We start from the raw sequence: 26,379 nt of genomic DNA, 5'->3' as shown, positions 1-26,379 counted from the left end.
CCGCACTCACGGCCCCGTGATTGCCATCATTGAGCGCGATCAAGGAGACGTGACGCTGCTCGGCACGGTCACCGCCACCCGTCTCATGCAGCACTTCATCGAGGTGGCAGCATGAAGGCCGCCTCCAGCTCCGCCTTGGCCTTCTTGATCGTCGCGGCGCCCCGCTTGCAGAACATCGTCGCCAGGTCGTCACGGTCCCGCATCCGCGTGCCGAGCAAGCCCGCCGGAGACGATTCCGGGGTCGCTGTCAGCGACCGGCATCGTACTGTTCGCGCCAATTGTCGATCAGTGCTGCCATCTCGCGTTGCATGAACGCGTAGAAGTCCTGCATCTCGTGGAGACGGCGCCCGGCGACGCTGTCCGCGCCGGTGCCCTTGAGGCCCTCGGCGGCGGCGTCGCCCATCACCGCGAGCATTGCGTTCTGGCTGCTCATCAAGGTGGCCCAGGCGTGCTCGCGGAAGCGGTAGTGATCGCGGCGGCTGCCTGGGGCCGGGACGCGCTCGATCATGCCGGTGGGAATGAGTTGCTTGACCGCGCCGGAGACGGCGCCGGAGCTGATCTGTAGCTCCTCGCAGAGGTCGGTGGCCGTCATCGTCTCCTGCTGGCTGAAAAGCAGGGCGGTCATCACGCGCGCGGTGGTCTTCTGCATGCCGCCCTGCGCCAGGGTGAGCGCCAGCCTCTCCGCGGTCTCGCGCAGCCGGGTGTCCGTGCCGTCGTCCATGCCTCTCAGCATACCGAGCTCTCTTATCGTTCAGATATCTCCGCACGTTTACAGATCTCTGAAAGTTCGCTAGCTTCTGCGCATGAAACATGCCATCGAGCTCCGGGAGCTCACCAAGACGTATGGATCCCGCCGCGGCCTGACCGGCCTGTCCCTGGACGTCCGGGCAGGAGAGGTCTTCGGTTTCCTCGGGCCCAACGGCGCCGGAAAGTCCACGACCATCCGCCTGCTGCTCGACCTCATCCGCCCTACTGGCGGTACCGCCACCGTTCTCGGTCTCGACCCGCGTGCCGACGGAGTCCGACTGCGCGCACGGGTCGGCTACCTGGCTGGTGAATTCGTCTGCGACGGACGGCAGAACGTTCGCGCCTACCTGCGCTTCCTCGCCGCCCTGCGCGGCGGCGTACCGCAAGGGAGGATCGACGATCTGGCCGACCGGCTGGGACTCGACCAGAGTGCGAAGATCAAGAAGCTGTCCAAGGGCAACCGGCAGAAGGTCGGGATCGTGCAGGCATTCATGCACACCCCGGAGCTGCTGATCCTCGATGAGCCCACCTCAGGGCTCGACCCACTGGTCCAGCAGACCTTCCTCGAGCTGGTCGCCGAGGCCGCCGCAAACGGTCAAACCGTCTTCATGTCGAGCCACATCATGAGCGAGGTCGAAGCGGTCGCCGACAGGGTCGGCATCATCCGCGGCGGGCGCCTGGCCGCTGTGGACACCGTCACCAATCTGCGCGCCGGTACTGTCCGCGACATCGAGGTCACCTTCGCCCGGCCAGTGGAGGCCGCCGCCTTCGCGGCAGTCGACGGCGGCGGACAACTGCACCTCGATGTGGCCGGCACCACCCTCACCGGCCAGGTCATGGGAAGCCCCGACGCACTCATCAAGGCACTCGCCCGGCACACCGTCACCGGACTGCGCGCCACCGAACCCGCCCTCGAAGAGCTCTTCCACACCTATTACGAGGGCGCCAACGCCGAGCCACGCGCCCCCGCCCGACTCGGCTGACATCCACGCGGCCTGCTCGGCTCCCCGCCTTGGTCAAGCCTCCAGCCCCCACCGTGAGAAGGACCCCCACCATGAGCGCCGCCCTCTACACCATGTCCCTTTCCGACAGCCGTCGCGGACTCATCGGCTGGACGCTCGGCACCGCAGCGGTCGGAATGATGTACGCCTCCACCTACCCCTCGCAGAAGGACAACACCGCAAACCTTCCTCGGGGTATGCGCGATGCCCTGCACATTGACGCCACCGCTGCCGGCTACCTCCAGGCCAGCGTCTTCGGTCTGATCCTGCCACTGCTCGCCATGATCTACGGCACTGCCACCGGGGCCCGTGCCACCGCGGGCGACGAGGAGTCCGGACAGCTCGACCTCCTGCTCGCCCACCCCGTCACCCGCACCCGTCTGGTGCTCCAGCGCTTCGGCGCCCTTATCACCGGGGCTGTGACCATCTCCGTACTCGTATGGCTCGCCCTGCTCGCCATCCGCGACAGCGCCGAGCTCACCAGCGTGACCCCCGTCGAACTGCTCGCCCAGTGCGCGAACCTGGCCCTGCTCGCGATCGTCTTCGGTGCTCTCGCCACCGGCCTCGGGGCCGCCTTCGGCCGACGCGTCGTCGTCCTCGCCGCGACCGCGGTGATCGGCGTCCTCACGTACGCTGCCTATACCTTCGCCACTCAGATCGGCGCCGATTGGCTCGCCTACCTGTCTCCCTTCCAGTACTACATCGGCGGCGAGCCCCTCAAACACGGCTTCCAGTGGCTCGACGCCGCAGTGCTCGGCATCGTCACTGCCGTCCTCGTCACACTGGGAGCCGTTCTCTTCTGGCGTCGCGATCTGAACAACTGACCGCGGGAACGATGTCAGCCGGCGTCGCAGGGCGACGCCCCAAACGCTGTGACCGCACAGTGCCAGCAGGCGGAGAGTACGGATCCCCGCAAGGGAAGAGAATCGGATCGCGGGGATCGGGGGGTGCCGGGCGGGCCACGACCGTCAATTCCCCGTAGGGATCGCGTCAGGTTCCTGTAAGGTGCCTGGCGGAGTGCCGGGAAGTCTGGTCGGCGGACAGGGGATCACTCTCTTTGCCGATCGGGGGCGGAACAACCCATGGTGCTCATCGCTGTTTTCGGCGTCGCACTCCTCATCGCGGTACTGGTCTCGGGCCTGGCGGCCCGCTCCGTACTCTCCACCTCGCTCCTCTTTCTCGTCGCGGGCGCGCTCGTCGGCGACGGGGCCTTTGGCCTCATCCACATCACGGCGGACAGCCCGATCGTCGCGATCACGGCCGATCTGGCGCTGTTCGCGGTGCTGTTCACCGACGGCATGCACGTCTCGTTCCCCGCTCTGCGCGGTGCCTGGCGGAACCCCGCTCGTGCGCTGGGTTTTGGCATGCCGCTGGCGTTCGTGGGGATGGCGCTGATCACGCACTTCCTGGTGGGGCTGGACTGGACGACGTCGTTCCTGGTCGGTGCGGTGCTGGCGCCGACCGACCCGGTGTTCGCGTCGGCGATCGTGGGCCGCAAAGAGGTCCCGGCGCGATTGCGGCAGCTGCTGAACGTGGAGAGCGGGATCAACGACGGGCTGGCGCTGCCGGTCGTGCTGGTGCTGATCGCGACGGCCGGTCCGACCTCGGATGCGGCGGAGGCGTCCCTGTCTAAGATCGCTCTGGAGCTGGTCGGCGGTCTGGCGCTGGGCGTCGCGCTGCCGCTGCTCGTGAACGGTCTGGTGCGGCTCCCGGTGCTCGGTGCCGAGCCGAAGCTCCAGCCGCTGCTGCCGCTGGCGGCCGGGGTGATCCTTTACGCGACGTGCCATCTCACCCACGCCAACCCCTACCTGGCGGCCTTCTCCGCGGGTGCGGTGCTCGCCTCCGTCTCGCCGGACTCCTGCCGTGCGTTCGAGCCGCTGGGCGAGGCGCTGGCAGAGCTGAGCAAGTTCGCGGCGTTGCTGGTGTTCGGGGCGCTGCTGACGCCGCGGCTGTTCGGCGACCTGCCGGTCGGCGGATATGTCGCGGTGGTTCTGGCGATCGTTCTGATCCGGCCCGCGTCGCTGCTGATCTCGCTGATCGGCACGCGTTTCGACCGGCGGGAGAAGCTGGCGGCGGCCTGGTTCGGGCCGAAGGGCTTCGCCTCCGTCGTCTACGGGCTGCTGGTGCTCCAGTCGGGCATCCCACAGGGCCGGGAGGCATACACCCTGATCGCGGTGTGCATCGCGTTCTCCATCGTCGCCCACAGCAGTACGGATGTGCCCGTTGCCCGTGTCTTCGATGTCGAGGACCTCGTCGGCATACCGGATGACGATGACGACGATGAGCACAAGGGGAAGCGGACTGCCGTGGCCGTGGAGCCCGCGGCCCGGATGGAGGAGGACGGCGATGCGCGCACGTGATCTGGCGGTTGAATATCCGTCGGTGCATCTGGACAGCGATGCGCTGGACGCGGCCCGGCTGCTGGCCGAGCAACGGCTGCCCGGGGTGCTGGTGATGGACGACGGCGGTGAGCCGCACGCCCTGCTGCCCGCGTCCGCCCTGGTCAAGCTGCTCGTGCCCGGCTACGTGATCGAAGACCCCACGCTCGCGGCGGTGGTCGACGAGCCGCACGCGGACCGGCTGTGCCAGGCGCTGGCGGGACGGCGGGTGGCCGACTGCCTGCCCAGGGAACGCCACAAGCCGCCGGTCGCGGACCCGGATGACACCGCGCTGGAGGTCGCGGCGCTCATGGCGCGCGAACGCAGCCCGCTGATCGCGGTGGTGGTACGGGGTGCGCGAGGGGAGCGCGGCGGCTCCCGGCTGCTTGGTGTGATCACCGCCGCGCATCTGCTGGAACGTCTTCTTGGGGTGACATGAGCGACTGGCACAGCTGGGCGGCGATCGCGGTCTTCGTGCTCGCGTACGTGGCGATCATCAGCGAACGCGTCCACCGTACGGCCGCGGCCCTGGCCGGGGCGGCGGCCATGCTCGCGATCAGTGCCACGGACGACAAGGCGGCCTTCTTCGACGAGCACTCCGGGATCGACTGGAACGTCGTCTTCCTGCTGCTCGGGATGATGGCGATCGTCGGGGTGCTGCGGCAGACGGGCGTGTTCGAGTATCTGGCGATCTGGGCGGTCAAACGCGCCCGCGGCAAGCCCTTCCGCGTGATGACCATGCTGATAGTCATCACCGCCTCCGCGTCCGCACTGCTGGACAACGTCACCACCGTGCTCCTGGTCGCGCCCGTCACCCTGCTGGTGTGTGAACGCCTCGCGCTGCCCGCGGCGCCGTTCCTGATCGCCGAGGTGATGGCGTCCAACATCGGCGGCACCGCGACGCTCGTAGGCGACCCGCCGAACATCATCATCGCCAGCCGGGGCGGGCTGACCTTCAACGACTTCCTGGTCCACCTGGCACCCATCGCCGCGGTTCTCACCGCCGTGCTGGTGGTGCTGTGCCGGGTGATGTTCCGCAAGGTGCTGGTGTACGACCAGGACCGCGCCGCCGACGTGATGGCGCTGGAAGAACACGAAGCCATCCGCGACCACCGGCTGCTGTACCAGGGCCTGGGCGTCCTCGCCCTCGTCGTCGTCGGGTTCGTGGCCCATCCGGTGCTGCACTACGCGCCGAGCGTGGTGGCCCTGCTCGGTGCCGGGCTGCTCATCGCCATTTCGAAGGTGGAGACCGGTGAGGCGCTGAAGGAGGTCGAGTGGCCGACCCTCGCGTTCTTCGCCGGGCTGTTCATCATGGTCGGAGCGCTCATCGAGACCGGCGTCATCGGGGAGGTCTCCCGCGCCCTGGCCGATGCCACCGGTGGCAGCGAACTGGGCGCGACGATGCTGCTGGTGTTCGGCTCCGCCGTGCTGTCCGGGGTCGTCGACAACATTCCGTACGTCGCCACCATGGCCCCCATCACCGCCGACCTGGCACACGGATTCGGCGGCGACGGCGTCCACGTGCTGTGGTGGGCCCTGGCTCTGGGCGCCGACCTCGGCGGCAACGCCACCGCCATCGGCGCGTCCGCCAACGTCGTCGTGCTGGGCATCGCCGAACGCAACCAGCAGCCCATCTCCTTCTGGCAGTTCACCAAGTACGGCCTGGTCGTCACCGCGGTCACGGTCACCATCGCCGCGGGATACCTGTGGCTGCGGTACTTCGCCCTTGGATGACGGCTGACATCAACGACCGACGGGGGCCCTCACCATCATGTCTTCCTCACCACAAGGGACGCCCGGCGATCCCGGCGTCCCACACATGATCGTCTGCGGCGATGACGCGCTGGCCCACCGCCTGGCGGCCGAACTGCACGAGGTCTACCGCGCGCGGGTGACGGTCGTCGTTCCGGTCGCGGCCCCGGTACGGGAGACCACGCGGATGCGAACCACAGGACCCGCTCGCGCGTCCGCACTCCTCGGCCGGGTGGCAGCGGCGGTCGGACGGGCGCCGCTCTCCCGCCAGGGTGCGCCTGACGGGGCCCCGGATACTGAAGTTCGGGTCATGGAGGCGCCGGACCTCGCCGATGACGTGCTGACCGAGGCGGGGGCGGAACGGGCCACGGCACTGGCTCTGGTCCATGACGACGACGAGACCAACATCCACGCGGCACTACGTGCCCGCCGCCTCAACCCCCGGCTGAGGCTGGTGATCCGGCTCTACAACCGCAAACTGGGCCAGCACCTGGAAGACCTGCTCGACCAGGCCGCGGTGGTCGCCGACCCCGGCATGGACCCGGCGGAGCTGGACGCCGCCACGACCGTGCTGTCCGACGCCGACACGGTGGCCCCCGCGCTCGCGGCCACCGCCGTCGCGGGCACCCGGAAAGTGGTGCAGGCCGACGGGCTGCTGCTGCACGCCACCGAGCGCACCCCGCCCGGCCGCGACGAGGTGGCCGACCCCGGGCTGTGCACCCTCGCACTGCTCTCGTCCACCACCAGCGACCCCGGCGGCAGCGAGGGCTCCGACAGCAGCGGAGACGAAGGCCCGCGCCTGCTGCCCGGCGACGCGGAGGTCGCCGCCGCCACCGGGCGCGGCACGGTGGTGCTGGAAGCCGTCTCCGCCACCGGCCCGCCCCTTCCACCGCGGCGGCTCGGCAGCCGCAGGGTGCCGCTCGCCTCGCTGTTCTCCCGCAGACTGCGCTGGTCCGTCGCCGGGATGGTGACCGCCGTGCTCGCGCTCGCCCTCGCCTCGTGGCTGTTCACCGGAGCGGACCCCCTGCACGCGGCCTATCTCACGGTGCTGGACGTGCTGGCCATCGACGACCCGGCGCTCGACGAGCCGACCGGGCGCAAAGTGCTCCAGCTCCTCTCCGGGCTGACCGGCTTGCTCCTGCTGCCCGTATTGGTGGCGGCCGCCCTCGAAGCGCTGGGCACCTTCCGGACCGCGTCCGCGCTGCGCCGCCCGCCGCGCGGCCTCTCCGGGCATGTGGTCCTGCTCGGCCTCGGCAAGGTGGGCACCCGTGTGCTGGCGAGACTGCATGAGCTGGACATCCCCGTGGTGTGCGTGGAGGAGGACCCGGAAGCGCGCGGCCTCCCGCTCGCCCGGCGGCTGGGGGTGCCGACCGTCGTTGGTGACGTCACCCAGGAAGGTGTACTGGAGGCCGCCAAGATCCGGCGGGCGCACGCGCTGCTCGCGCTGACCAGCTCCGACATCACCAATCTGGAGGCGACGCTGTACGCCCGCTCGGTCAAACCCGGCCTGCGGGTGGCACTGCGCCTGTACGACGACCACTTCGCCACCGCCGTCTACCGCACCCTGCGCGCCGCCCACCCCCAGGCCCTGACCCGCAGCCGCAGTGTCTCGACACTCGCGGCACCGGCCTTCGCCGGAGCCATGATGGGCCGCCAGGTCCTGGGCGCCATACCGGTCGAACGCAAAGTGCTGCTCTTCGCCGCACTGCACGTCGCGGGCCACCCGCAGCTGGAGGACCGCACGGTCGCCGAAGCGTTCAAGCCGGGCGCCTGGCGAGTGATCGCGCTCGACGCGGCAGAACCGGCGGACCGGCAGCGCGACCTCGCCGCGGCGCTCCCGTACGACGGCGCCGACCGGGAGCCCGGTCTGGTGTGGGACCTGCACCCCGGCTATGTACTGAAGCCGCACGACCGCGTGGTGCTGGCCACGACCCGCCAGGGCCTGGGCGAACTCCTCGGCGGAAACCCCGCGGCGCGAGGGATCCCCGAGAGCGGATGACCGACGCGGGAGCAGCCACGTGGACCACGCGGCGGATGCCGGTCCCGGCGCAGAAGGACCAGAAGGAGCAGACAGGTGAAACGAGGCGGCATACCCGGGCATTTCCTCGGGGACTACGCGGACATGCTCGCCGATGTCTCCGGGACCGGCCGGCTGTTGCGACGGCCCGAGCTGGACGCGCTGCGCGAGCTGGGGGAGCGGGCGGCGGAGGCGGGGTACGGGCTGCGGGAGCTGATCGGACTGTATCTGGGCGAGACCCGCAGACTCTGGGGTTCGCTGCCCGGCGTCGCACGGGCGCCGAGTGCGGCAGCGGTGGCCCGTACCGACGACGCGCTGCTCGGCGCCGTGGAGGCGGCGATCAGCGCGCTGGGGGAAGGGCACGAGCGGGCGCAGCACCTGGCGGTACGCCAGGAGGAGGCGGCCCGGCGCGAGTTCATCGACGATCTGCTGTACGGGCGTAGTGACCTGGGGCGGCTGGCCGAGCGCGCCGAGCGGTTCGGGCTGCGGCTGGCGGGCTCCCACGCGGTCGCCGTCGCCGAGGGGAATGAACCGTACGACGATGTCCATCCGGTGGTGCGCCGCGTCGAGCGGGAACTGATCGCCCGGTTCGGTGAGCACGACGTACTTCTGACCACCAAGGACGGGCGGCTGGTGTGCGTCGCCGCGAGCAGTGAGCGAGTGATCCTGGACGCCTTCGCGAAGCACGCGGAATGGCCCGGCACCGGCCACCCGGGGGCGCGCTGGGTGACCATCGGCCGTGAGCACCCAGGAGCGGGCGGTGTGGTGCTCAGCTACGAGGAGGCGCTCGGCGCCCTGGAGCTCGCCGAGCGGCTGGAGCTGCCGGGGCCCGTTCTGCATGCCGGCGACCTGCTGGTCTTCCCGGTGCTGTTGCGTGACCGGGCGGCCATGCTTGACCTGGTGCGGACAGTGCTCGGCCCGCTCACGACGTCGCGTGGCGGGGCCGGGCCACTGCTGGAGACGCTCACCGCTTGTGCGGCGGCCGGTTATGTCAACGCCGAGGCGGCGCGGCGCCTGAAGATCAGCGTGCGCACCCTCTCCTACCGGTTGGAGCGGATCAAGACCCTGACCGGCTACGACCCCGGGGACGCGCTGCAGCGCTTCACGCTGGAGACGGCGGCGATGGGGGCGCGGCTTCTGGGGTGGCCGCAGGAGCCGCTGTAGACGCTTCCCGGAGCCCGGTCGGTTCCCGCGTTAACAGGACGTCAGGAGCGCGTAAAGATTGCCGGGATCCGGCAATGTGCGGCCGTACCTCCCGGTGTCACGATGCCGTGGCACCGAGACGAGGGACGGGGGTGGTGCTGTGGCTGGGTTCCTGCGGGCCGCGCTGGGGTTTCCCACGGTCCTCTTCAGCTTCGCGCTCCTCGTCGTGGCCGGGTACTGGCTTGTGGTGCTGCTGGGAGGGATCGGCGTGGACGCCTTCGACGGGGGAGACGGCGTCCACGCCGGCACCGCCGGAATACCGGTCACCGCCATGGTCTCGACCGGAATCCTCATTGCCTGGTTCGTGGCACTGGCCGGTGACGCGCTGATCGTCCACCGCTGGCTGCGCGTCGCCGTGCTGCCCGCCGCGCTGGGGGCGGCCTGGGTCGGCATCAGGGTGCAGCGGCGCCTGGCCCACCGCTTCCTGCCTCCTGAACGGGTGCCGTCGCGCGAGCATTTCGTGGGCCGCGTCTGCGTGATCCGCACCTCCCGCGTGAGCGCCGACTTCGGCCAGGCCGAGGTGACGTCCGACGACGGATCGACCGCGACCGTCCAGGTCCGTACCCACGAGGCCGGACTGGTCTCGGGCTCCCACGCGCTCATCTTCGACTACGACGCCGACGGCGAGTTCTTCCGGGTCGCGCCCTTCGACAGCGCGCTCGACCCCCACCGTCCGGCCGTCTGAACACCCCACATCTCTCTTCCCACATCCCGGACAACCAAGGGATCTCATCGATGGATGCCATCACTGTAGGGCTGGGCGTGGTCATCGCCGTCGTCCTGCTCGTCGTACTCGTCGTGTTCCTGGCCGTCACGCGGCTGTACCGCAAGGTGCCGCAAGGGCAGGCGCTGATCGTCTCCAAGTACCGCAAGGTCGATGTGACCTTCACGGGTGCCGTGGTGCTGCCCGTGCTGCACAAGGCGGAGGTGATGGACATCTCGGTGAAGACCATCGAGATCGGCCGCACCGGCCGTGAGGGTCTGATCTGCCAGGACAACATCCGCGCCGACATCCGCATCGCCTTCTTCGTGCGGGTCAACAAGACGAGGGAGGACGTGGTGAAGGTCGCCCAGGCGATCGGCACGGCGCGCGCCAGTGACCCGCGCACCTTGCAGGAACTGTTCAACGCGAAGTTCTCCGAGGCGCTCAAGACGGTCGGCAAGCAGTTGGACTTCGCCGACCTCTACACCAAGCGCGACGAGTTCCGGGACCGGATCATCGCGGTCATCGGCACCGACCTCAACGGCTACAGCCTGGAGGACGCGGCCATCGACTATCTCGAACAGACGCCGATGGGCCAGCTGGACGCCGCCAACATCCTGGACGCCCAGGGCATCCGCAAGATCACCGAGCTGACCGCCATCGAGCATGTGCGCACCAATGAGTACCAGCGCACGGAGGAGAAGGAGATCACCCGGCAGAACGTCGAGGCCCGCGAGGCGGTCCTGGAGCTGGAGCGGCGGCAGGCCGACGCCGAGATCAAGCAGACGCGCGAGATCGAGACCGTACGGGCCAGGGAGGAGGCGGAGACGGCGCGGGTGCAGGCCGAGGAGCGGCTGCGGTCGCACAGCGCGCACCTGAAGACCGAAGAGGCGCTCGGCATCCAGAACGAGAACCGCGAACGGGAGATCGCCGTCGCGGTCAAGAACCGCGAGCGCGTCATCGCCATCGAGAGCGAGCGCATCGAGAAGGACCGGCTCCTGGAGGTCATCGCGCGGGAGCGGGAGACCCAGCTGAGGCGCATCGCCGCCGACAAGGAGGTCGAGGCGGAGAAGCGGGAGATCGCCGACGTGGTGCGGGAGCGGATCGCGGTGGAGAAGACCGTCGCGGCGCAGGAAGAGGAGATCAAGAAGCTCCGTACGGTGGAGGAGGCCGAGCGCGAGCGCCAGGCACTGATCATCCACGCCGAGGCGGAGGCCCAGGAGCGCCTGGTCAAGGACATCAAGGCGGCCGAGGCCGCCGAGCAGGCGGCGGAGCACCGGGCCGCCGAGGAACTGACGATGGCCGAGGCACGGCGCAAGGCCGCCGATCTGGACGCGCAGTCCGCGATCCGGCTCGCCGAGGGCAAGCGCGCGGACGCGGCGGCCGCCGGACTCGCCCAGGCCGAAGTCCAGGAGCGCACGGCGGAGGCCATCGCCAAGGTCGGACACGCGGAGGCCGACGTCGCCAGGGAGAAGGCCCTTGCGGGGGCCGAGGGGCTGCGGGAGAAGCTGAAGGCGGAGGCCGAGGGTCTTACGGAGAAAGCGGCGGCGATGGCGGCGCTGGACGCGGCCGGCCGCGGCCACGAGGAGTTCCGCCTCCGGCTGGAGGCGGAGAAGGACGTACGGCTCGCCGGGCTCGACGTACACCGGCAGGTCGCCGAGGCCCAGGCCACCGTGCTGGCCACCGGCCTGGAGAACGCGAAGATCGACATCGTCGGCGGGGAGAGCGTCTTCTTCGACCGGCTGGTGAACGCGATCTCTCTCGGCAAGGGCGTGGACGCCTTCGTCGACCGCTCGGAGTCCGTCCAGGCCATGGCGGCCCCGTGGCTCGACAAGGACGCCTCGACCTTCACCGAGGACATCGGCGCGATGCTCACGGGCCTGGGCAGCGGCGGCCTCCGCGACCTGACCCTGGCCGGTGCGCTCACCCGGCTGATCACCGACGCCGGTCCGAAGGCAGGCGCGTTGGAGGGCCTGCTGGAGTCCGTCCGGGCGAGCGGCCTCGGCGACACGAAGCTGCTCGAACTCGCCGCGCCCGCTCAGGCCAACGGGACAGCCCGGTAGCCACCGGGTTCGGGGCTGTGCCGCATGGCCGGGTGCCGATGCCAGTGAGGAGAGGGAACGACGTGAACACCGATGGGCGGGCGACGGCCGCGCCGCGAGCGCCAGGGCGTACGAGCCAGGACGCGGCCTCTCCGGCGGGCGGCCCCGGGGCCGGGCTTCAGGACGGGACGTACGAGGTGCTGCGGGACCGGCTGCTGGGCGCGGCCCGCGAACTGGGCAGCCGGGCACGGGCACTCGACGAGCGCCGGGTGGAGATGTTCGGCGACGGCGCGCTCGACCTCACCGGCACCGGGGTTCTGCGCACCGCCCAGCCGACTGTCGTCTGCGATCTGGTACAGGTCGGCGGGCTGCTGCTGTGCGGCCACAACACGCCGTCGACGGAGGTCGCCGAAGTCGGGAACGTCTTCACGCTCTTCCACCGCGCGGACGACGGCTTCCGGCCGGCCGCTCCCGACGCCCTCGCGGGCCTGCTCGACGACGACGGTTTCCAGCGGGACTTCGCCGAGCTGTACCGCTACTACCGTTCCACCTGGCTGTTGCGGCTGCGCCGCACCGGCCCGTACCTGCTGGCCGTCTTCCGGACCGGCGAGCGGCCCACCGACATCCGGGTGCTGCGCTGGCGGATCGCGGCCGACGGCACGCCCGCCTACCTCGACGCCAAGGGCGAGCGCGACCACGTCCTCCCGCCGCCCCACGACGTCACCTGGACCGCCACGACCCGAAACGACCACGTCCTCGGCCGCCACCCCCACATCCGCGTCGCGGACGGCCTGTACGTCGCCACAGTTGGCGGCACCCTGACCGTCAAGACCGAGGACGACACCGAGACGGGGGAGGGCGTCTACGCCGAGCCCGTCGAGGAACCGTTGCAGTCCCTCGCCGACGCCGAGGTCGAGTACGCCCGCGCCGGCCCCCTTCTGCTGCTGCGTATCCGCCCGTACAACGAGCCCGCGTGGCGCCATCTCGTCTTCAACACCCGCACGCGGGAGGTACTGCGCCTCGACGGCATCGGACAGGCGTGCCGCCTCCTCCCCGACGGCCAGGGCATCGTCTTCCCCGGCGGCTACTACCTCGCCACCGGTGCCGTCAGGACCTTCGAGAGCGACACCACCGGACTCGGCTACGAGCGGGCCGTCCGGTCTCCGGGCGGCGAGGACACGCTCTTCGTGTTCCACGCCGAAGCGGACGGCCGGGTCCTGCTGCTGCCCTACAACGTCATCCGGCAGGAGGCCGCCGCGCCGATCGTGGCGCATGGCTGGGCGCTCTTCGACGACGGCGCACTCGCCACCCTTACGACCGCCCCCGGTGAACCGGCCCGAGCGCATCAGGTCCAGCTGTGGACCACGCCGTATCTCTCCGAGACGTACGCCGCGCAACGGCCCCCGAGCACCGGCCCGCTCGCCCGCATCGGCAATCCCGAGCTGGTGCGCGGCATCTCCGGCTGTCTGTCACTGGCGCGGATGGCGCATGACATGGCGCCCGGCCAGGCCGTGTTCGAGGCGATCGGGGCCACCGCGAAACGAGTCGCCGACTCCTGCCACTGGCTCGCCGACCCCGAGCTCGGCGCACTCGGCGAACCGGTGGAATCGATCCGGGCCACCGCCGCCCGGGTCACCGAGGAATTCCGGCGGATCGCGGAGCTGAGGCACAAGGCCGCCGAAACACTCGGCGAAGCCACCGCACGCATCAGGACGCTGGTACGGCGCGTACGCGGCGAACAGCCCGGTACCGCCGACGGCTGGGTGCGGGCGCTCACGGAACTGCGGCAGGAGCAGGGCCGCCTGGAGACCCTGCGCGACACCCGGTACCTCGACCTCGACCAGTTGGACGCGCTCGCGGCGGGGCTGAACGACGACCTCGCCGCCGCCGGGCGGCGCGCCGCCACGTTCCTCAGCGGCGAAGACGCCTTCGCGGCCACGCACCAGGCGGTCGCCGCGCTCACCGGCGAAGCCGCGGCCGTCGCCACCGTCGCGGACGCCACGCCCGTCGCCGAGCGTATCGACGAGCACGCGGACGGACTGCGCGTGGTCACCGACGTCATCGCCACACTGGACCTCGCCGACGCCACGGTACGCACCTCCGTCCTGTCCCGCGCCGGGGAAGTCCTCGGCGCGGTCAACCAGGCCCGCGCCACCCTCGACGCCCGGCGCCGCGAACTCCGAGGAACCGAGGGTCGCGCCGAGTTCGCGGCGGAGCTCGCGCTGCTCGGCCAGGCCGTGGCGGGCGCGCTGGCCGCGGCCACGACACCCGAGGAGTGCGACGAACAGCTGGGCCGACTGCTGTCCCGCATCGAGGACCTCGAAGCCCGCTTCGGTGACGTCGACGCCCACGAAGAGCGGATCGCCACCCAGCGGGAGGAGATCCACGAGGCGTTCTCGGCCCGTCGGCAGACACAGCTCGACGAGCGCGCGCGCCGTGCGCGGCGGCTGGCCGACTCGGCCCGGCGTCTGATCACCACCCTGACCCGCCGGGCCCGGTCGCTGGGCAATGCCGACGAGGTGGCCACGTTCTTCGCGTCCGACCCGCTCGTCTCCAAGGTCCGGGCAACGGCGGACCAGCTGCGGGCCACCGGAGATCCGGCACGTGCCGGGGAGCTCGACGGCGGGCTCATCTCCGCACGCCAGGAGGCGGCCCGCGCTCTGCGCAACCGGGCGGACCTGTATGACGGCACCGGCACCATCCGGCTCGGCCGCCACCGCTTCACCGTCCCGCCTCCGAACCAGCGGACCGACCTCACCCTCGTCCCGCACGACGGCGCCCTCGCCTTCGCCATCACCGGCACCGACTACCTCGCGGCCGTCAATGACCCGGCCCTGACCGGGCACCAGGAGTTCTGGGACCAGCCGCTGATCTCCGAGTCCCCCGAGGTCTACCGCTCCGAACACCTGGCGGCCGCCCTGCTGGAGGCGGCCGAGGAGGGAGGCACCGGGGCATGGGAAGCGCTGTCCCGCGCGGATGAGGCCACACTCCTCGCCGAGGTCGGCCGCGCCGCCGCGTCCCGCTACGACGAGGGCTACGACCGAGGAGTCCACGACCACGACGCCGCCCGCATCCTCACCGTCCTGCTCCGGCTGCGGGCCGAGGCCGGGCCGCTGCGCTTCGCTCCGGAGGTGCGGGCGGCGGCCCAGCTCTTCTGGGCGTACGGGACGGAGGAGCGCGCACGCGCCCTGTGGGCCACCCGCGCCCAGTCCTTCGCGCGGGCCCGCGGCGTCTTCGGACACGCGCCGGGAGCGGCGGACCTCCGTACCGAACTGGGCGCGGCCGCGGCCGGCTTCCTGCCTCAGGCGATACCCGGTCTCGCGGCGGCGTCCCGGGAGCACGAGGCCATCGGCGCGTACCTCGTCGAGGAGCTGGCCGACGGGCCGCCGCGTTTCGCGACGAGCGCTGAAGCCCGCACCCTGATCGCCACCTTCCGCACGGCTCTCGGCGGCGACGGCTCACCCGGAGCCAAGGAGTTCACCGAAGACCTCCGCGCGCTCTCCGGCGACTTGGCCGCCCGCTACCAACTGGCGGCGTCCTGGCTCGGCGGCCATGCCGAAGCAAGCGGACTCGAACGCCGTGATCTGGCGGAGGCGGCCGCCATCGAGGTCTGCGGTACCGCGATCGAGCGCCGCGACATCGCCGCACCACTGGCCGCGTCCGTCGACGGTCTGCTCGGTACGCACTCGCGCGTCGCAGGCGGCACCATGCCCCTCAGGCTCGATGAATTCCTCACGCGTACCACGGAGTTCCGGCGCATCCGCGTGCCCGCGTACCGCTCGTACACCCGCAAGCGCACGGAACTGCTCGCCGCCGAGCGCGAGCGGCTGCGCCTGGATGCCTACCAGCCCAAGGTGCTGTCGTCCTTCGTCCGCAACCGGCTGGTCGACGAGGTCTATCTGCCTCTCGCCGGGGACAATCTCGCCCGGCAAATCGGCGCCGACGGAGACGGCCGCCGCACCGACAGCCAGGGGCTGCTCCTGCTGCTGTCCCCACCCGGCTACGGCAAGACGACCCTCGTGGAGTACGTCGCCTCGCGCCTCGGTCTCCTCTTTGTCAAGGTCGACGGCCCCGCGCTCGGCCGCCGCACCGACTCCCTCGACCCGGCCGCGGCGCCCGACGCCGCCGCCCGCCGCGAGGTCGAAAAGATCAACTTCGCGCTGGAGATGGGCAACAACGTCCTCCTCCACCTCGACGACATCCAGCACACCTCTCCCGAGCTGCTCCAGAAGTTCATCCCCCTCGGCGACGCCCAGCGCCGCGTGGAGGGAGTGCGGGAGGGCCAAGCGCGCACGTACGACCTGCGCGGCAAGCGCTTCGCGGTGTGCATGGCCGGCAACCCCTACACCGAGTCCGGGCAGCGCTTCCGCGTCCCCGACATGCTCGCCAACCGGGCCGACATATGGAACCTCGGCGATGTCCTGAGCGGCAAGGAGGAGCTCTTCGCGGTCAGCCACATCGAGAACGCTCTCACCTCACACCCCGTGCTGGCCCCCCTCGCTTCTTGGGACCGTGGGGACATCGACCTGCTGGTCCGCCTCGCGCGGGCGGACGACGGTGACGAAGGGGCACGGCCGGACCGCCTCACCCGCCCGTGCACCCCGGCCGAGCTGGACGAGATCCTGTCCGTCCTGCGCAAGCTGCTGCACATCCAGAAGACGGTGCTCGCGGTCAACCGTGCCTACATCGCATCCGCCGCTCAAGCCGACGCCTCCCGCACCGAGCCCCCGTTCCGTCTGCAAGGCTCCTACCGCGATACCAACAAGCTCGCCGCGCGCATCGTCCCGGCCATGAACGACGCCGAACTGGAAGCGCTCATCGACGACCACTACCGGGCCGAGGCCCAGACCCTCACCGGAGATGCCGAGGCCAACCTCCTCAAACTGGCCCAGCTGCGCGGCAGGCTCACCGCCGGGCAGGCGGCGCGCTGGAACGAGGTCAAGCAGGGGTACCTGGGGCGGCGCACGGTGGCCACGACCGCGGACACGAACCCGATGATGTTGTCAGAGGCATCTGACAGCTCATAGTGCGGATTTTGCATAGGGTCATAGAGGCCGTCTGTCTGTGCAGCGTCGCGAAGCCTCGTACGTGTCCCGCAAACGCACCTGGAGTTGCCTATGGCTCAGGAGAACGACCGAGGAGACTCCCTGCTGCTGTCCGCCCTGCCGTTCGGCGTGATGGGGGTCGTGGCCGCGGTGGACCTCACTGCGGGCCCAGGGGTGGGTTTCCTGCCGCTGGTGTCGCTGGGGCCCGCTTTCGCGGGGCTGACCGGCGGGTGGCGCCGGACGGCGGTCATCGGGGCGGTCGCTCTTCTCCTCTGCTTCGGACTGGGCATGTACGACGGCCTGTTCGACACGCGCCGTGGCTACACCGTCCTGCTCTCGGTGACCGGCGTCACGGGCGCTGGTCTGGCGGCGGCCGTCATGCGACAGCGGCGGGAGGCGGAGTTGGCAAGCGTCCGCTCGATCGCGGAAGTGGCGCAGCGGGTGCTCCTGTGACCGGTGCCGCGTGGCGCGGGACGGCTGCGGGTGACGGTGTCCTACACCTCGGCCGTGGCCGAGGCCCGCATCGGCGGGGACCTGTACGAGGTGGTGACCTCGCCGCAGGGTGTGCGGGTGCTCGTGGGAGATGTGCAGGGCAAGGGCCTGGAGGCGGTGGAGACGGCGGCGGTGGTCGTCGGTGCCTTCCGGGAGGCGGCGTATGACGAGCCGGACCTCACGGCTGTCGGTGAACGTCTGGAACGGGCTCTTGAGCGGCATCTGCCCCAGGAGAAGTTCGTCACCGCCGTGCTGGCTCAGGTAGGGGAGGGCGGCGGCACCACATTGCTCAATTTCGGCCATCCCGCGCCGCTGTTGGTGCGGGCCGGTGGGGAGGTCCGGTACCTGGAACCCCCGGGGCGGGCTCTGCCGCTCGGACTGGGCATACACGGAACACCGGGGCCCAAACCGTACGAGGTGCCCTTCGCGCCGGGAGATCAGGTGCTCTTCTACACCGATGGGGTCACCGAGGCGCGTGACCCCTCGGGGGGCTTCTACCCATTGGGCGAACGGGCCGACCGGCTACGGGACCGCGACCCGGAGTCGGCGCTGGCCGCCGTGCGGCAGGACCTGATGGAGCACGTGGAGGGGCCGTTGCAGGACGACGCCGCGATGCTGCTGCTTCGTTACCGCGACGGCTGACCGCGGACGTGGGCGGGGCGGGCGGAGGGGACCCCTCCCTCCGCCCGCCCGGCGCGCGTCCGCGGTCAGCCGCCGGGTGGTCTGCTCAGGCGTCAGAAGCTGGAGGCGATGTCGTCGTACGTCGCGTCGTCGATCAGACCGGAGTCGTCGAGGACGTTCTGGTGGTCCAGAACGGTGAGGTTGACCTCGGAAGCGAAGCGGCGCATCAGGGAGTTCTTGGTGCTGGCGCGGACCTGGCCGATGGTGACGAAGATCTTGCCGTGGGTGCCGCGGAGGATGTTGGCGAACTTCTTGTCGAAGTCCGCGCCCTGGGCGTTCTCCAGCGTTCGGACGAAGCCCTGCTGCTCTTGGCTGGCCTCGTCCGGCAGGGACACGTTCAGTGCCTCGGCGGTGTTGCGGACGAACTCGTCCAGCTTGGAGTGTCCGTCCATGACGTGCAGGCCGGCCCGTTTGACGGCCTCGCTGGTGGCGTGGGTCTGGGCGAGCCGTCCGGCCGGGGCCTCCCACAGGTTGGCCTGCCGCACCTTCATCAGGAACTCCATGTCCAGCTTGCTCACGGGGCCGGCCGTGGTGACCACGTCACCGGGGGCTGCCGGCTGGGCGCTGGGGAAGTTCGCCGAGGCGTTCTCGGTGGCGTTCGCTTCGCTTCGGGTGCCCCACACGATCGCTCCGGCCACGACGGCCAGGGCGACGAGCAGGACGCCCGCGAGGGTGAGGTTGCGTGAGCGGCCGTGTGTCGACCGGGCATGAGCGGTCATGGTGCCTCCTGGATCGGAGCGCGTCCGCCTGAGGGAGGCGAACACATGCGTTGTGGGCACGCAGAACGCTAGTCTTTAGACAGTGCAAAAATTGCACTTTGCCAAGGTGCGCGAAACCGATGGCCTGGGCCTCTCCGATCCACTACGCTCCCCGCTTCCCTGGCGGCGGCGCGGGGCGGGGCGGGCGTAGGCCCGGCCGCGCACGGGAGGAGAGCGATCGATGGCGATCCGACGCACGCGGGTGCCCCCGCCCTCAGGGCTGCGCAGGGTGGTGTTCCGGGCGCCGGTCCTGCTCTACCGCTGGCACCTGGGGTGGCTGCTGGGCGGCCGGATGCTGCTGCTCACCCACACGGGACGCACGAGTGGCCTGCCGCGGCAGGTCGTCCTGGAGGTGACCGGCCGCGATCCGGAAACCGGGGCGTACCACCTCGCGTCCGGCTTCGGCCCGGGCGCGCAGTGGTACCGCAACATCCAGCGCACGCCGTACGTCACGATCCAGGTCGGAAGGCGGCGGATGTCCGCGGTCGCCGAGCCGCTGGGCCCGGAGGAGTCGGGGCGTCTGATGGCCGCTTACGCCCTGCGGCATCCGCGCCTGGCCCGTGGGCTGATGCGGATGTGCGGCCTGGAGACCGACGGCAGCGCGGAGGACTACGACCGCATCGGGCGCACCCACATCCCCTTCGTCCGCGTCCTCCCCGACGAACGAACCCCGCGACGGTGAGTACGCCGGTTCGGGAAGGCCGCTGATGTGCGGTCAGGGCTTCCCGGCGGGGTGCGCGGGTGCGTGGAGGGCGCTCAGTACGGTCTGGTGGGTGAGCCAGCCGACCGGTTCGCCGGTGTCCCCGTCCAGGACGGGCAGTCCGGCCCCGTCGGCAGTGACCAGGGTGTGCAACGCCTCGCTCAGCGGCATGCCGGCGGTCACCTCCGGGGGCCGTTCGGCGAGGTCGGCGACGACGCGGGGGGTGGCGTGCGGGTCGAGGGCGGGGTCGGGCTCGGTGAGTGCTTCGGCGACGGCGCGTGCGGTGACCACACCCGCGTACCGCCCGTTCCAGCCGGTGACGGGCAGGATCCCGTGCCCGGAGCGGGCGATCACGTCGGTGGCGTCCTCCAGAGGCAGGTCGCCGGACAACGCGGTGGGAAGTTCCTCCATCACGTCGCGGACGCTCGCACCGGCCAGTGAGGATCCCAGCCGCGCGCTGTCCAGGTCGATGCCGCGGCGGCGCAGCTTGAGGGTGTAGATGGTGTCGCGTGACAGCAGTCGGCTGGTGAGCGTGGCCAGGACGATGGCGAGCATCATCGGCAGGATGATGGAGTACTCGCCGGTCAGCTCGAACAGCACGATCACCGCGGTGATCGGGGCGCGGGCCGAGCCCGCGAAGGCCGCGCCCATGCCGACCAGCCCGTAGGCGCCCACCGCGCCCGCGGAGCCGGGCAGCAGCTGGTGGGCCGTGGCACCGAACGCGGTCCCGGCCATCGCGCCGAGGAAGAGGCTCGGCGCGAACACCCCGCCCGAGCCGCCGATGCCGATGGTCAGACTGGTCGCGACAACCTTGCCGACCAGCAGGAGGAGCAGCAGCCCGACGGCGTACCTGCCCTCGATGGCGTTCTCCAGCACGGGGTAACCGACCCCGTACATCTGGGGCAGCACCAGCAGTAGCCCGCCCAGCAGCACTCCGCCGACCGCAGGCCGTAGCCACTCCGGGCCGCGCCAGGCCCAGTCGCAGGCGTCCTCGATCACGTACAGCACCCGGGTGAACACCACACCGACCGCGCCCGCGACCACCCCGAGCAGGGCGAACAGCAGGTATTGCGCGGGGTGGGCGACGTGGAAGGCGGGCAGCGTCAGGAACGCCTCGTCCCCCAGCACCGCCCGGCCGATGACGCTCGCGGTGACGCTGGAGAGGACCACGGCGCCGAAGGACTCCACGGCGAAGTCCCGCAGGATCAACTCCATGGCGAAGAACACCCCGGCCAGCGGGGCGTTGAAGGTGGCGGCGATCCCGCCCGCCGCACCGCAGGCGACCAGCAGCCGCCGACGGTCCTCCGGCATCCGCAGCAGGCCCCCGACGGTCGATCCCAGCGCCGAACCGATCTGCACGATCGGCCCCTCCCGGCCCACCGAGCCGCCCGACCCCATGCACAGCGCCGACGCCAGCGCCTTGACCACCGCGACCTGCGGGGCGATCCGGCCACCGCGATGGGCGACGGCGTACATCACCTCCGGGACACCGTGCCCGCGCGCCTCCTTGGCGAAGCGCTGCACCAGCGGCCCGTACAGCAGCCCGCCGACCACCGGCGCCAGCACCACGAACCACGGGCCGAGCCACGGCAGACCCGGATGGGCGGCATGACCTGCGGCGGAGTAGTCGGCGTGGCCCGACAGCAGCCGGGTGAAGGTCTGGATCAGCCACCGGAAGGCGATCGCTCCCAGCCCGGCGCCGCACCCCACTACCAGCGCGAGCGCGATCACCCCTCCCTGTCTCTGGCCCGTGCTGCTCAGCAGCCGGGCACCCGCTCGCGCGGGAGGGGACGGAGTTCGCCGGAGACCGATCGTTGCACTACCCATCTTTGCATTATGCAAAAGAATGAGTGCAGCGCACAGGCGGCACCGGCCGGGTCAGGAGCGAAGGGCGGCTGCGAAGCGTGCCGTACGCGCGCTGGAGCCGCCCGGGGGATCACCAGCTCGCGTGCGCCTGCGGGCCGCCCTCCACCGAGGGCTCGCCGCCCGCTTCCGTGAACGCCCGCAGCGCTTCGATGAGATGGCGCCGCTTGCCCGGCGGCATCTCATCGACGATGCGTGCGATCTCCCGCCGCCGTCGGCCCGTGGCTTCGTTCACGATCCGTCGCCCCTCCTTGGTGAGGGAAATCACACTGGTGCGCCGGTCCTCGGCGGACACGCCGCGCGCGACCATTCCCGCAGCCGCCAGCCGGTCGATCATCCGCATTGCCGTCGACGGCTGCACCCCCATCTCCCCCGCCAGGCCGGACAGGCTCAACGGCCCCCGGCCATCGAGGACGACCAGCATCCGGAACTGCGGCAGCGTCAGGGAATCCTCCACCGCGGCCAATGACCGGGCGGAGACGGCGACAAGCAGCCGGGACGCGGTCAGCAGGGCGGTGACCATCGCCTCGGCATCGGACTCGGAGGCTGGAGAAGGGTGGGACATACGCCCTTTCTATCGTCCCGGTCCCGACGCCGCGTGCCCGCCGCTCATCGGGCGCCCTTCATGCCGTCCCGTCCCGCCATGCAAGGTTCAGGGGCGGGCCGCCACCAGGAGATCAACCACGTAGGTCTCTTCCACCGCCTCGCCGGGGAATGCCCGGCTCAGCCGCTCGCGCTCATCGGCGAAAAAGGCACCACGATCGGCCCGATCAAGGACGAGGAACGCCGAACGGCTGCCGATGTTGGCGAGATGCGTGTCCAGGGAGACCGTGCGGCTCCAGCGGACTTGGCGGCGCGCGACCCGCAGCCCCGTCAGGCCCGCCAGCCGAATGGCGTCGCTGTCGCTCGGACGCACCGCGGATCTCGGCTTCACCCCGCAGTGGTGGGCGATGCGCTCGTGCTGCTCACGGATCCACGGAACGTCGAAAGCCGTGGTGTTCCACCAGATCGCGAGCGCGCCGCCCGGACGCAGGACCCGCAATGCTTCCGGGACGGAGCGGGTGGTATCGGTCCACTGCCAGGACTGGGCGTAGGCGATGAGGTCGCGGGAAGCCTCGGCCAGCGGTAGAGCGTTGGCGTCCCCTCTCACGATCGGCACGTCCGGATGAGCCTGGCGGAACGCGGCGGCCATGGCCTCGCCGGGCTCGACAGCGATCACATCGGCGCCCCGCTCCCCGAAGAGCGCGGTGGCGATTCCGGTGCCCGCTCCGACATCAGCGACCCGGACACCGGCCAGGCGACAGCCCGTGAACTCCTCGATGCAGTCGAAGAGCGCGGGTGGATAAGAGGGGCGACTCGCCGCGTACTGGGCAGCGGCCACATCGAACGACTGGGCACGTGATCTGGCGGTCATCCCCCCATCCTCGCCTCCGCGACTACGTGGTGGGTCCGTCCATGACGAGCAGCGGCGCAGGTGGTGGCCGATGGCGAGCCCTTGTTGGTCATCGCCGACCGCGACGGTCGGCAGCGCTCTCGGATGGGTGCTCCGTGCCGCGTCATGTGCCGCCCCACCGAGAGCCGCGCTTCTCGACAAAGGGGCATGACGTGACCGTCACCCCGGGCCAGTCGCAGCAGCACGATCGATCATCATGAGGCGCTGACGGCAGCCGTGCGAGAGCGCCGACTCGAGCGACCGCGGCCAGCTTTCGGGAAACCACCGGCCCCCACCAGGGCGGATGAGATTTCCGGTAAGCGCAGCCCTACATGGACCTACAAAGCCTCCCTTGGGTCTTACGAAGTCATGACGCGCTCACCGAACCACCGTCGCCTTCCCGCCCGGCTCCCCAGGATGTTCCCAGGTACACCGTCCACACAGGAGGCATCCGAGTAATGAGCAGGCGCGGCAGGTCCAAGACGAAGAACCGCGTGATCGGCCTCTCGGCCGCCGTGACCACGGTGGCGGCAGCCGTGACGACGTTCAGCCTGGCCAACGCCAGTGAGGAGCAGGCCCCTGCCGCCGCGTCCCGTGCGAAGGCCGCGGCCACCGGCGCGGACCACGCGGTGTTCGTCCAGGGCAACGAGGTGTCCGGCAACACCATCCGTGCGTTCAAGCGTTCCGACACCGGGGAGCTGACCGCCGCCGGCAGCTACCGGACCGGCGGAAAGGGCGCGGTTGCCACCGGCGCGCCCACCGACGCGCTCGCTTCGCAGGGTTCCCTGGTGTACGACCCGCGCCATCACCTGCTGATCGGTGTGAACGCGGGCAGCGGGTCGGTCACCTCCTTCAGCGTGTCCGGACAGAAGCTCTCCAACCGCCAGTCGGTCTCATCGGGAGGTGACTTCCCGCTGTCGGTCGCGGTGTACGGCGACACCGCGTACGTACTGAACGGCGGCGGTGAGGCGTCGGTGCAGGGCTTCACCATCACCGCGCAGGGTCTGAAGGCCATACCCGACTCGAAGCGTCTCCTGGGCGTCAGGGGCCCCGCCGTTCCGGTCTTCACCGACAACCCCGCCCAGGTCTCGTTCACGCCCGACGGCGAGAACCTGGCCGTGACCCTCAAGTCGACCAACACCATCGAGATGTTCCCCGTGGCGGCCGACGGGTCCCTCGCCAAGAAGGCCGTCTCCAACAAGTCGGCCGGAAACGTCCCCTTCGGCTTCACCTTCGACCAGGGCGGTCGGATGATCGTCACCGAGGCCGAGAAGTCGACCGTCAGCACGTACAAGGTCGGCACCGACGGAAAGCTGACCACTGTGACGGCCGCGGTGCCGAACGGGCAGAACACGCTGTGCTGGATCCAGGCAGCGGGCGGCTTCTTCTACGGTGCCAGCACCGGCAATTCAGCGGTGACCGCGTACTCCGTGGACTCGGCAGGGAAGGTCAGCGTGGTGGCCAAGCAAGCGGTGCCGCTGTCGGCCGACTCGCGTGGCGCGATCGACATGGCCGCCTCCGCCGATGGGGCGTTCCTCTACGTACAGAACGGCACGACCGGCAACATCGACGGATTCCGGGTCGCGGCCAACGGCAAGCTGACCCTGGTCACCAGGGCCACTGAAGGCCTGCCGAAGTTCTCCGCGGAGAAGGGTGGCATGGAGGGCATCGTCGCCGCGTGACCAGCACGTGGAGGCGCTGAGCGTTCGTCGCCCGGGCGTGCAGGACCTGCGGTCCGGCGATCGACGTCCGGGCGCGGCTGAGCTGTGCTCCTGCCGAATACCTCATCCGCGCAGGTCAATGATGAATCGTGCCCGGCATCCGATGTCCTCGAGGTCCATGCCCAGATTCGTTTCGTCGCCGCTTGCGCCACCCACGACACCGGCATCCTTCAAGATCTTCCAGACGGCGACGTGGCCGCCTCCCACCCAGCACGAGCAGCTCGCCGTGCAGAGGCCTGTAGCCCCGGTGTGGATTCTCCCTCGCCAGACGCAGCACCAGAATCCGTAGAGAGTGCACCGTACGAGGTCGACCAGGTCGCTTGCGGGGAATCGGGCACCGGCAAGTCACTGTTGGTCGGGCTGGGCACCGCAGCCACCATGGCCGGCCAACGAGTCCGCTACACCACCGCCGCATCCTTGGTGAACGAGCTGGTGGAAGCGGCAGACGACAAGCAGCTCGGCAAGACCATCGCCCGCTACGGAGGCGTCGACGTTCTCGAAATCGACGAGCTGGGCTATCTCGAACTGGCCACCGTGGCACGGAAATGCTCTTCCAGGTCTCACTGAGCGTGAGGAGAAGAGCAGCATCGCGATCGCCTCCAACGAGGCTTTCACGGGCTGGAGCAGGACCTTCGCCGATCCACGGCTTTGCGCGGCCTGGTGGTGGCCGGGCCACGGCCGTACGCCCTGAGGCTGGACGAACTGCGCGCTCTGCCCCAGGACGAGGTGGAGCTGCCGATCACCTGCGTGGAGAGCTGGAGCAATTCGACGCGCTGGACACTGACTCTTCGCGCTGGTGGCCGTGGTCGCGGTGATGGTGTTGTGGGCGGCGTGCGGGGGATCGCCCGCAGATGGCGGCCACCGTCGTGAGGAGCGTGGCCCGTTCCGGGCGTCCCCTTACGGGTGTCTTACGCGTTCCCGGCGGGGCCGCGGGCCGCCCGGCGGCCTCCTACGGTGACCGGATGAGATCCTTCCGTGCCCTTCGTACGATCGCGCCGGTGACGGCCGCTCCGCTGATGCTCGCCACCGCCGGTCTGGTGCATCCCCGGCATCTGACAGCGGCGACAGCAGGCCACTGGGCCGGACTGCACATCGCCCTGCTGCCCGTCTTCCCCTTCCTGGCGGTGGGCTTGTTGGTCCCACTGTGGGGGCGTCCGCACAGGAACGGGGAAGGGGCTCTGACGGTGCTCGCCTGGGCAGGATGTCTCTGTTACGCCACGTACTACTCCGGGCTCGACGCGGTGGCGGGGATCTCCGCAGGGACGGTGGTGGACCATGGTGTCCACGGGGCGGCCGGGGGGCTGTTCCGGACTGGGGACGAGTTGGGCCGGGTGGGCGTGCACGCGTTGGCCGTGGCTGCTGCCGCCACGTGCGCGGCGCTCTGGCGCCGGCATGGGGCACGGGTGCTGCCGGGCACCGCGGTCCTGCTGGCCGCCTGCTGGTCGTTCGTGGACAGTCACATCTTCTGGCCCAGGGGGGTGTTCACCATGCTCGGCTTCGCCGTGGGCTTTGTCCTGCTGACGCTGGCTGCGCCCTGGAGCGGAAAGACCGTGTCCACAGCCGGATCGAAGACGATCTGTCCCGGACTTCCTCGTAGAGGACTTAGGCGAGGAACGCGACCAGGCTGGTCTCGCCACTCGTGACAGCACGCGACTGAAATGGACTTGTCGGGCGGGAGGGAGAGCTGGCTGCGCCCGCGTCACGGTATACCGTCCTGCGTGCACGCGTTCCCGTTCCGCACGAACCTCGACTAGGGCCTGTGTGAGGTCGTGATCAATCTCGGGTTTTGGTCCCTTGCGGGGGCAGGACCTGGTAGGACGCTGGGTGTGACACGTAGGCAACTC

Annotated in this window: 18 protein-coding genes and 2 pseudogenes; 15 read left to right on the top strand and 5 right to left on the bottom strand. The window is 70.4% G+C overall.

The window, feature by feature from the left end; all coding sequences use genetic code 11:
• Nucleotides 1-247: 247 nt before the first annotated feature.
• Complete coding sequence (locus ACFZCY_RS43390; RefSeq protein WP_391186980.1) at nt 248-721, bottom strand: MarR family transcriptional regulator; 474 nt, start codon at nt 719-721, stop codon at nt 248-250.
• A gap of 82 nt (nt 722-803) precedes the next feature.
• Here ACFZCY_RS43390 and ACFZCY_RS43385 point away from each other — a divergent pair, with 82 nt between their 5' ends.
• The 11 genes and pseudogenes from ACFZCY_RS43385 to ACFZCY_RS43335 all read left to right on the top strand — a co-directional run bounded on the left by ACFZCY_RS43385 (nt 804) and on the right by ACFZCY_RS43335 (nt 18,022).
• Nucleotides 804-1,730: an ATP-binding cassette domain-containing protein gene (locus tag ACFZCY_RS43385; RefSeq protein WP_391186978.1), complete on the top strand. Its 927-nt coding sequence runs from the start codon at nt 804-806 to the stop codon at nt 1,728-1,730.
• 71 nt (nt 1,731-1,801) lie between these two features.
• A complete protein-coding gene (locus ACFZCY_RS43380) occupies nt 1,802-2,572 on the top strand; it encodes an ABC transporter permease subunit (RefSeq protein ID WP_391186976.1) in 771 nt (256 codons plus the stop codon).
• A gap of 258 nt (nt 2,573-2,830) precedes the next feature.
• Nucleotides 2,831-4,108, top strand: coding sequence for a cation:proton antiporter (locus ACFZCY_RS43375; RefSeq protein ID WP_391186973.1), 1,278 nt, complete (start codon nt 2,831-2,833; stop codon nt 4,106-4,108).
• Nucleotides 4,095-4,565, top strand: coding sequence for a CBS domain-containing protein (locus ACFZCY_RS43370; protein ID WP_391186971.1), 471 nt, complete (start codon nt 4,095-4,097; stop codon nt 4,563-4,565). The genes ACFZCY_RS43375 and ACFZCY_RS43370 overlap by 14 nt, the downstream gene beginning before the upstream one ends.
• Complete coding sequence (locus ACFZCY_RS43365; RefSeq protein WP_391186969.1) at nt 4,562-5,860, top strand: SLC13 family permease; 1,299 nt, start codon at nt 4,562-4,564, stop codon at nt 5,858-5,860. Before ACFZCY_RS43370 ends, ACFZCY_RS43365 begins: the two co-directional genes overlap by 4 nt.
• A gap of 85 nt (nt 5,861-5,945) precedes the next feature.
• Nucleotides 5,946-7,877, top strand: a complete 1,932-nt coding sequence (locus tag ACFZCY_RS43360; protein ID WP_391186967.1) for an NAD-binding protein — start codon at nt 5,946-5,948, stop codon at nt 7,875-7,877.
• Nucleotides 7,878-8,000: 123 nt separating this feature from the next.
• Complete coding sequence (locus ACFZCY_RS43355) at nt 8,001-9,059, top strand: helix-turn-helix domain-containing protein (protein WP_391187033.1); 1,059 nt, start codon at nt 8,001-8,003, stop codon at nt 9,057-9,059.
• A 139-nt stretch (nt 9,060-9,198) separates the two neighbouring features.
• Nucleotides 9,199-9,783, top strand: a complete 585-nt coding sequence (locus tag ACFZCY_RS43350; RefSeq protein ID WP_391186965.1) for a hypothetical protein — start codon at nt 9,199-9,201, stop codon at nt 9,781-9,783.
• Between the two features lie 50 nt (nt 9,784-9,833).
• Nucleotides 9,834-11,864: an SPFH domain-containing protein gene (locus ACFZCY_RS43345; protein WP_391186963.1), complete on the top strand. Its 2,031-nt coding sequence runs from the start codon at nt 9,834-9,836 to the stop codon at nt 11,862-11,864.
• A gap of 38 nt (nt 11,865-11,902) precedes the next feature.
• Nucleotides 11,903-16,870: a DNA repair ATPase gene (locus tag ACFZCY_RS43340; RefSeq protein ID WP_391186961.1), complete on the top strand. Its 4,968-nt coding sequence runs from the start codon at nt 11,903-11,905 to the stop codon at nt 16,868-16,870.
• Nucleotides 16,871-16,960: 90 nt separating this feature from the next.
• Nucleotides 16,961-18,022: pseudogene (locus tag ACFZCY_RS43335) on the top strand (PP2C family protein-serine/threonine phosphatase).
• Nucleotides 18,023-18,114: 92 nt separating this feature from the next.
• Here the strand turns inward: ACFZCY_RS43335 and ACFZCY_RS43330 are convergent.
• Nucleotides 18,115-18,780, bottom strand: a complete 666-nt coding sequence (locus ACFZCY_RS43330) for a DUF4142 domain-containing protein (protein ID WP_391186959.1) — start codon at nt 18,778-18,780, stop codon at nt 18,115-18,117.
• 220 nt (nt 18,781-19,000) lie between these two features.
• Here ACFZCY_RS43330 and ACFZCY_RS43325 point away from each other — a divergent pair, with 220 nt between their 5' ends.
• On the top strand, nt 19,001-19,501 hold the full coding sequence (locus ACFZCY_RS43325) for a nitroreductase family deazaflavin-dependent oxidoreductase (RefSeq protein ID WP_391186957.1): 501 nt from the start codon (nt 19,001-19,003) through the stop codon (nt 19,499-19,501).
• Nucleotides 19,502-19,534: 33 nt separating this feature from the next.
• Here the strand turns inward: ACFZCY_RS43325 and ACFZCY_RS43320 are convergent, their stop codons facing one another.
• From ACFZCY_RS43320 to ACFZCY_RS43310, 3 genes are all read right to left on the bottom strand, one after another.
• Nucleotides 19,535-21,247 (bottom strand): chloride channel protein, encoded by a 1,713-nt coding sequence (locus tag ACFZCY_RS43320; protein WP_391187031.1) that lies wholly within the window; start codon nt 21,245-21,247, stop codon nt 19,535-19,537.
• A gap of 208 nt (nt 21,248-21,455) precedes the next feature.
• The gene (locus tag ACFZCY_RS43315; protein ID WP_391186955.1) at nt 21,456-21,905 is read right to left on the bottom strand and encodes a MarR family transcriptional regulator; all 450 of its coding nucleotides are present in this window, start codon (nt 21,903-21,905) and stop codon (nt 21,456-21,458) included.
• Between the two features lie 129 nt (nt 21,906-22,034).
• Nucleotides 22,035-22,796 (bottom strand): methyltransferase domain-containing protein, encoded by a 762-nt coding sequence (locus tag ACFZCY_RS43310; protein WP_391186953.1) that lies wholly within the window; start codon nt 22,794-22,796, stop codon nt 22,035-22,037.
• 476 nt (nt 22,797-23,272) lie between these two features.
• Between ACFZCY_RS43310 and ACFZCY_RS43305 the strand changes: the two genes are divergently transcribed.
• From ACFZCY_RS43305 to ACFZCY_RS43295, 3 genes and pseudogenes are all read left to right on the top strand, one after another.
• The gene (locus ACFZCY_RS43305; RefSeq protein WP_391186951.1) at nt 23,273-24,496 is read left to right on the top strand and encodes a beta-propeller fold lactonase family protein; all 1,224 of its coding nucleotides are present in this window, start codon (nt 23,273-23,275) and stop codon (nt 24,494-24,496) included.
• Between the two features lie 363 nt (nt 24,497-24,859).
• A pseudogene (locus ACFZCY_RS43300) lies at nt 24,860-25,193 on the top strand (ATP-binding protein); the annotation flags it as partial.
• A gap of 340 nt (nt 25,194-25,533) precedes the next feature.
• Complete coding sequence (locus ACFZCY_RS43295; protein WP_391186949.1) at nt 25,534-26,178, top strand: hypothetical protein; 645 nt, start codon at nt 25,534-25,536, stop codon at nt 26,176-26,178.
• Nucleotides 26,179-26,379: the final 201 nt, after the last annotated feature.

Source organism: Streptomyces sp. NPDC007983 (genome assembly GCF_042958345.1).
Classification (GTDB): Bacteria; Actinomycetota; Actinomycetes; order Streptomycetales; family Streptomycetaceae; genus Streptomyces.
The sequence above is the reverse complement of the archived record's forward strand: the minus strand, read 5'-3'. Positions and strand labels throughout refer to the sequence as shown.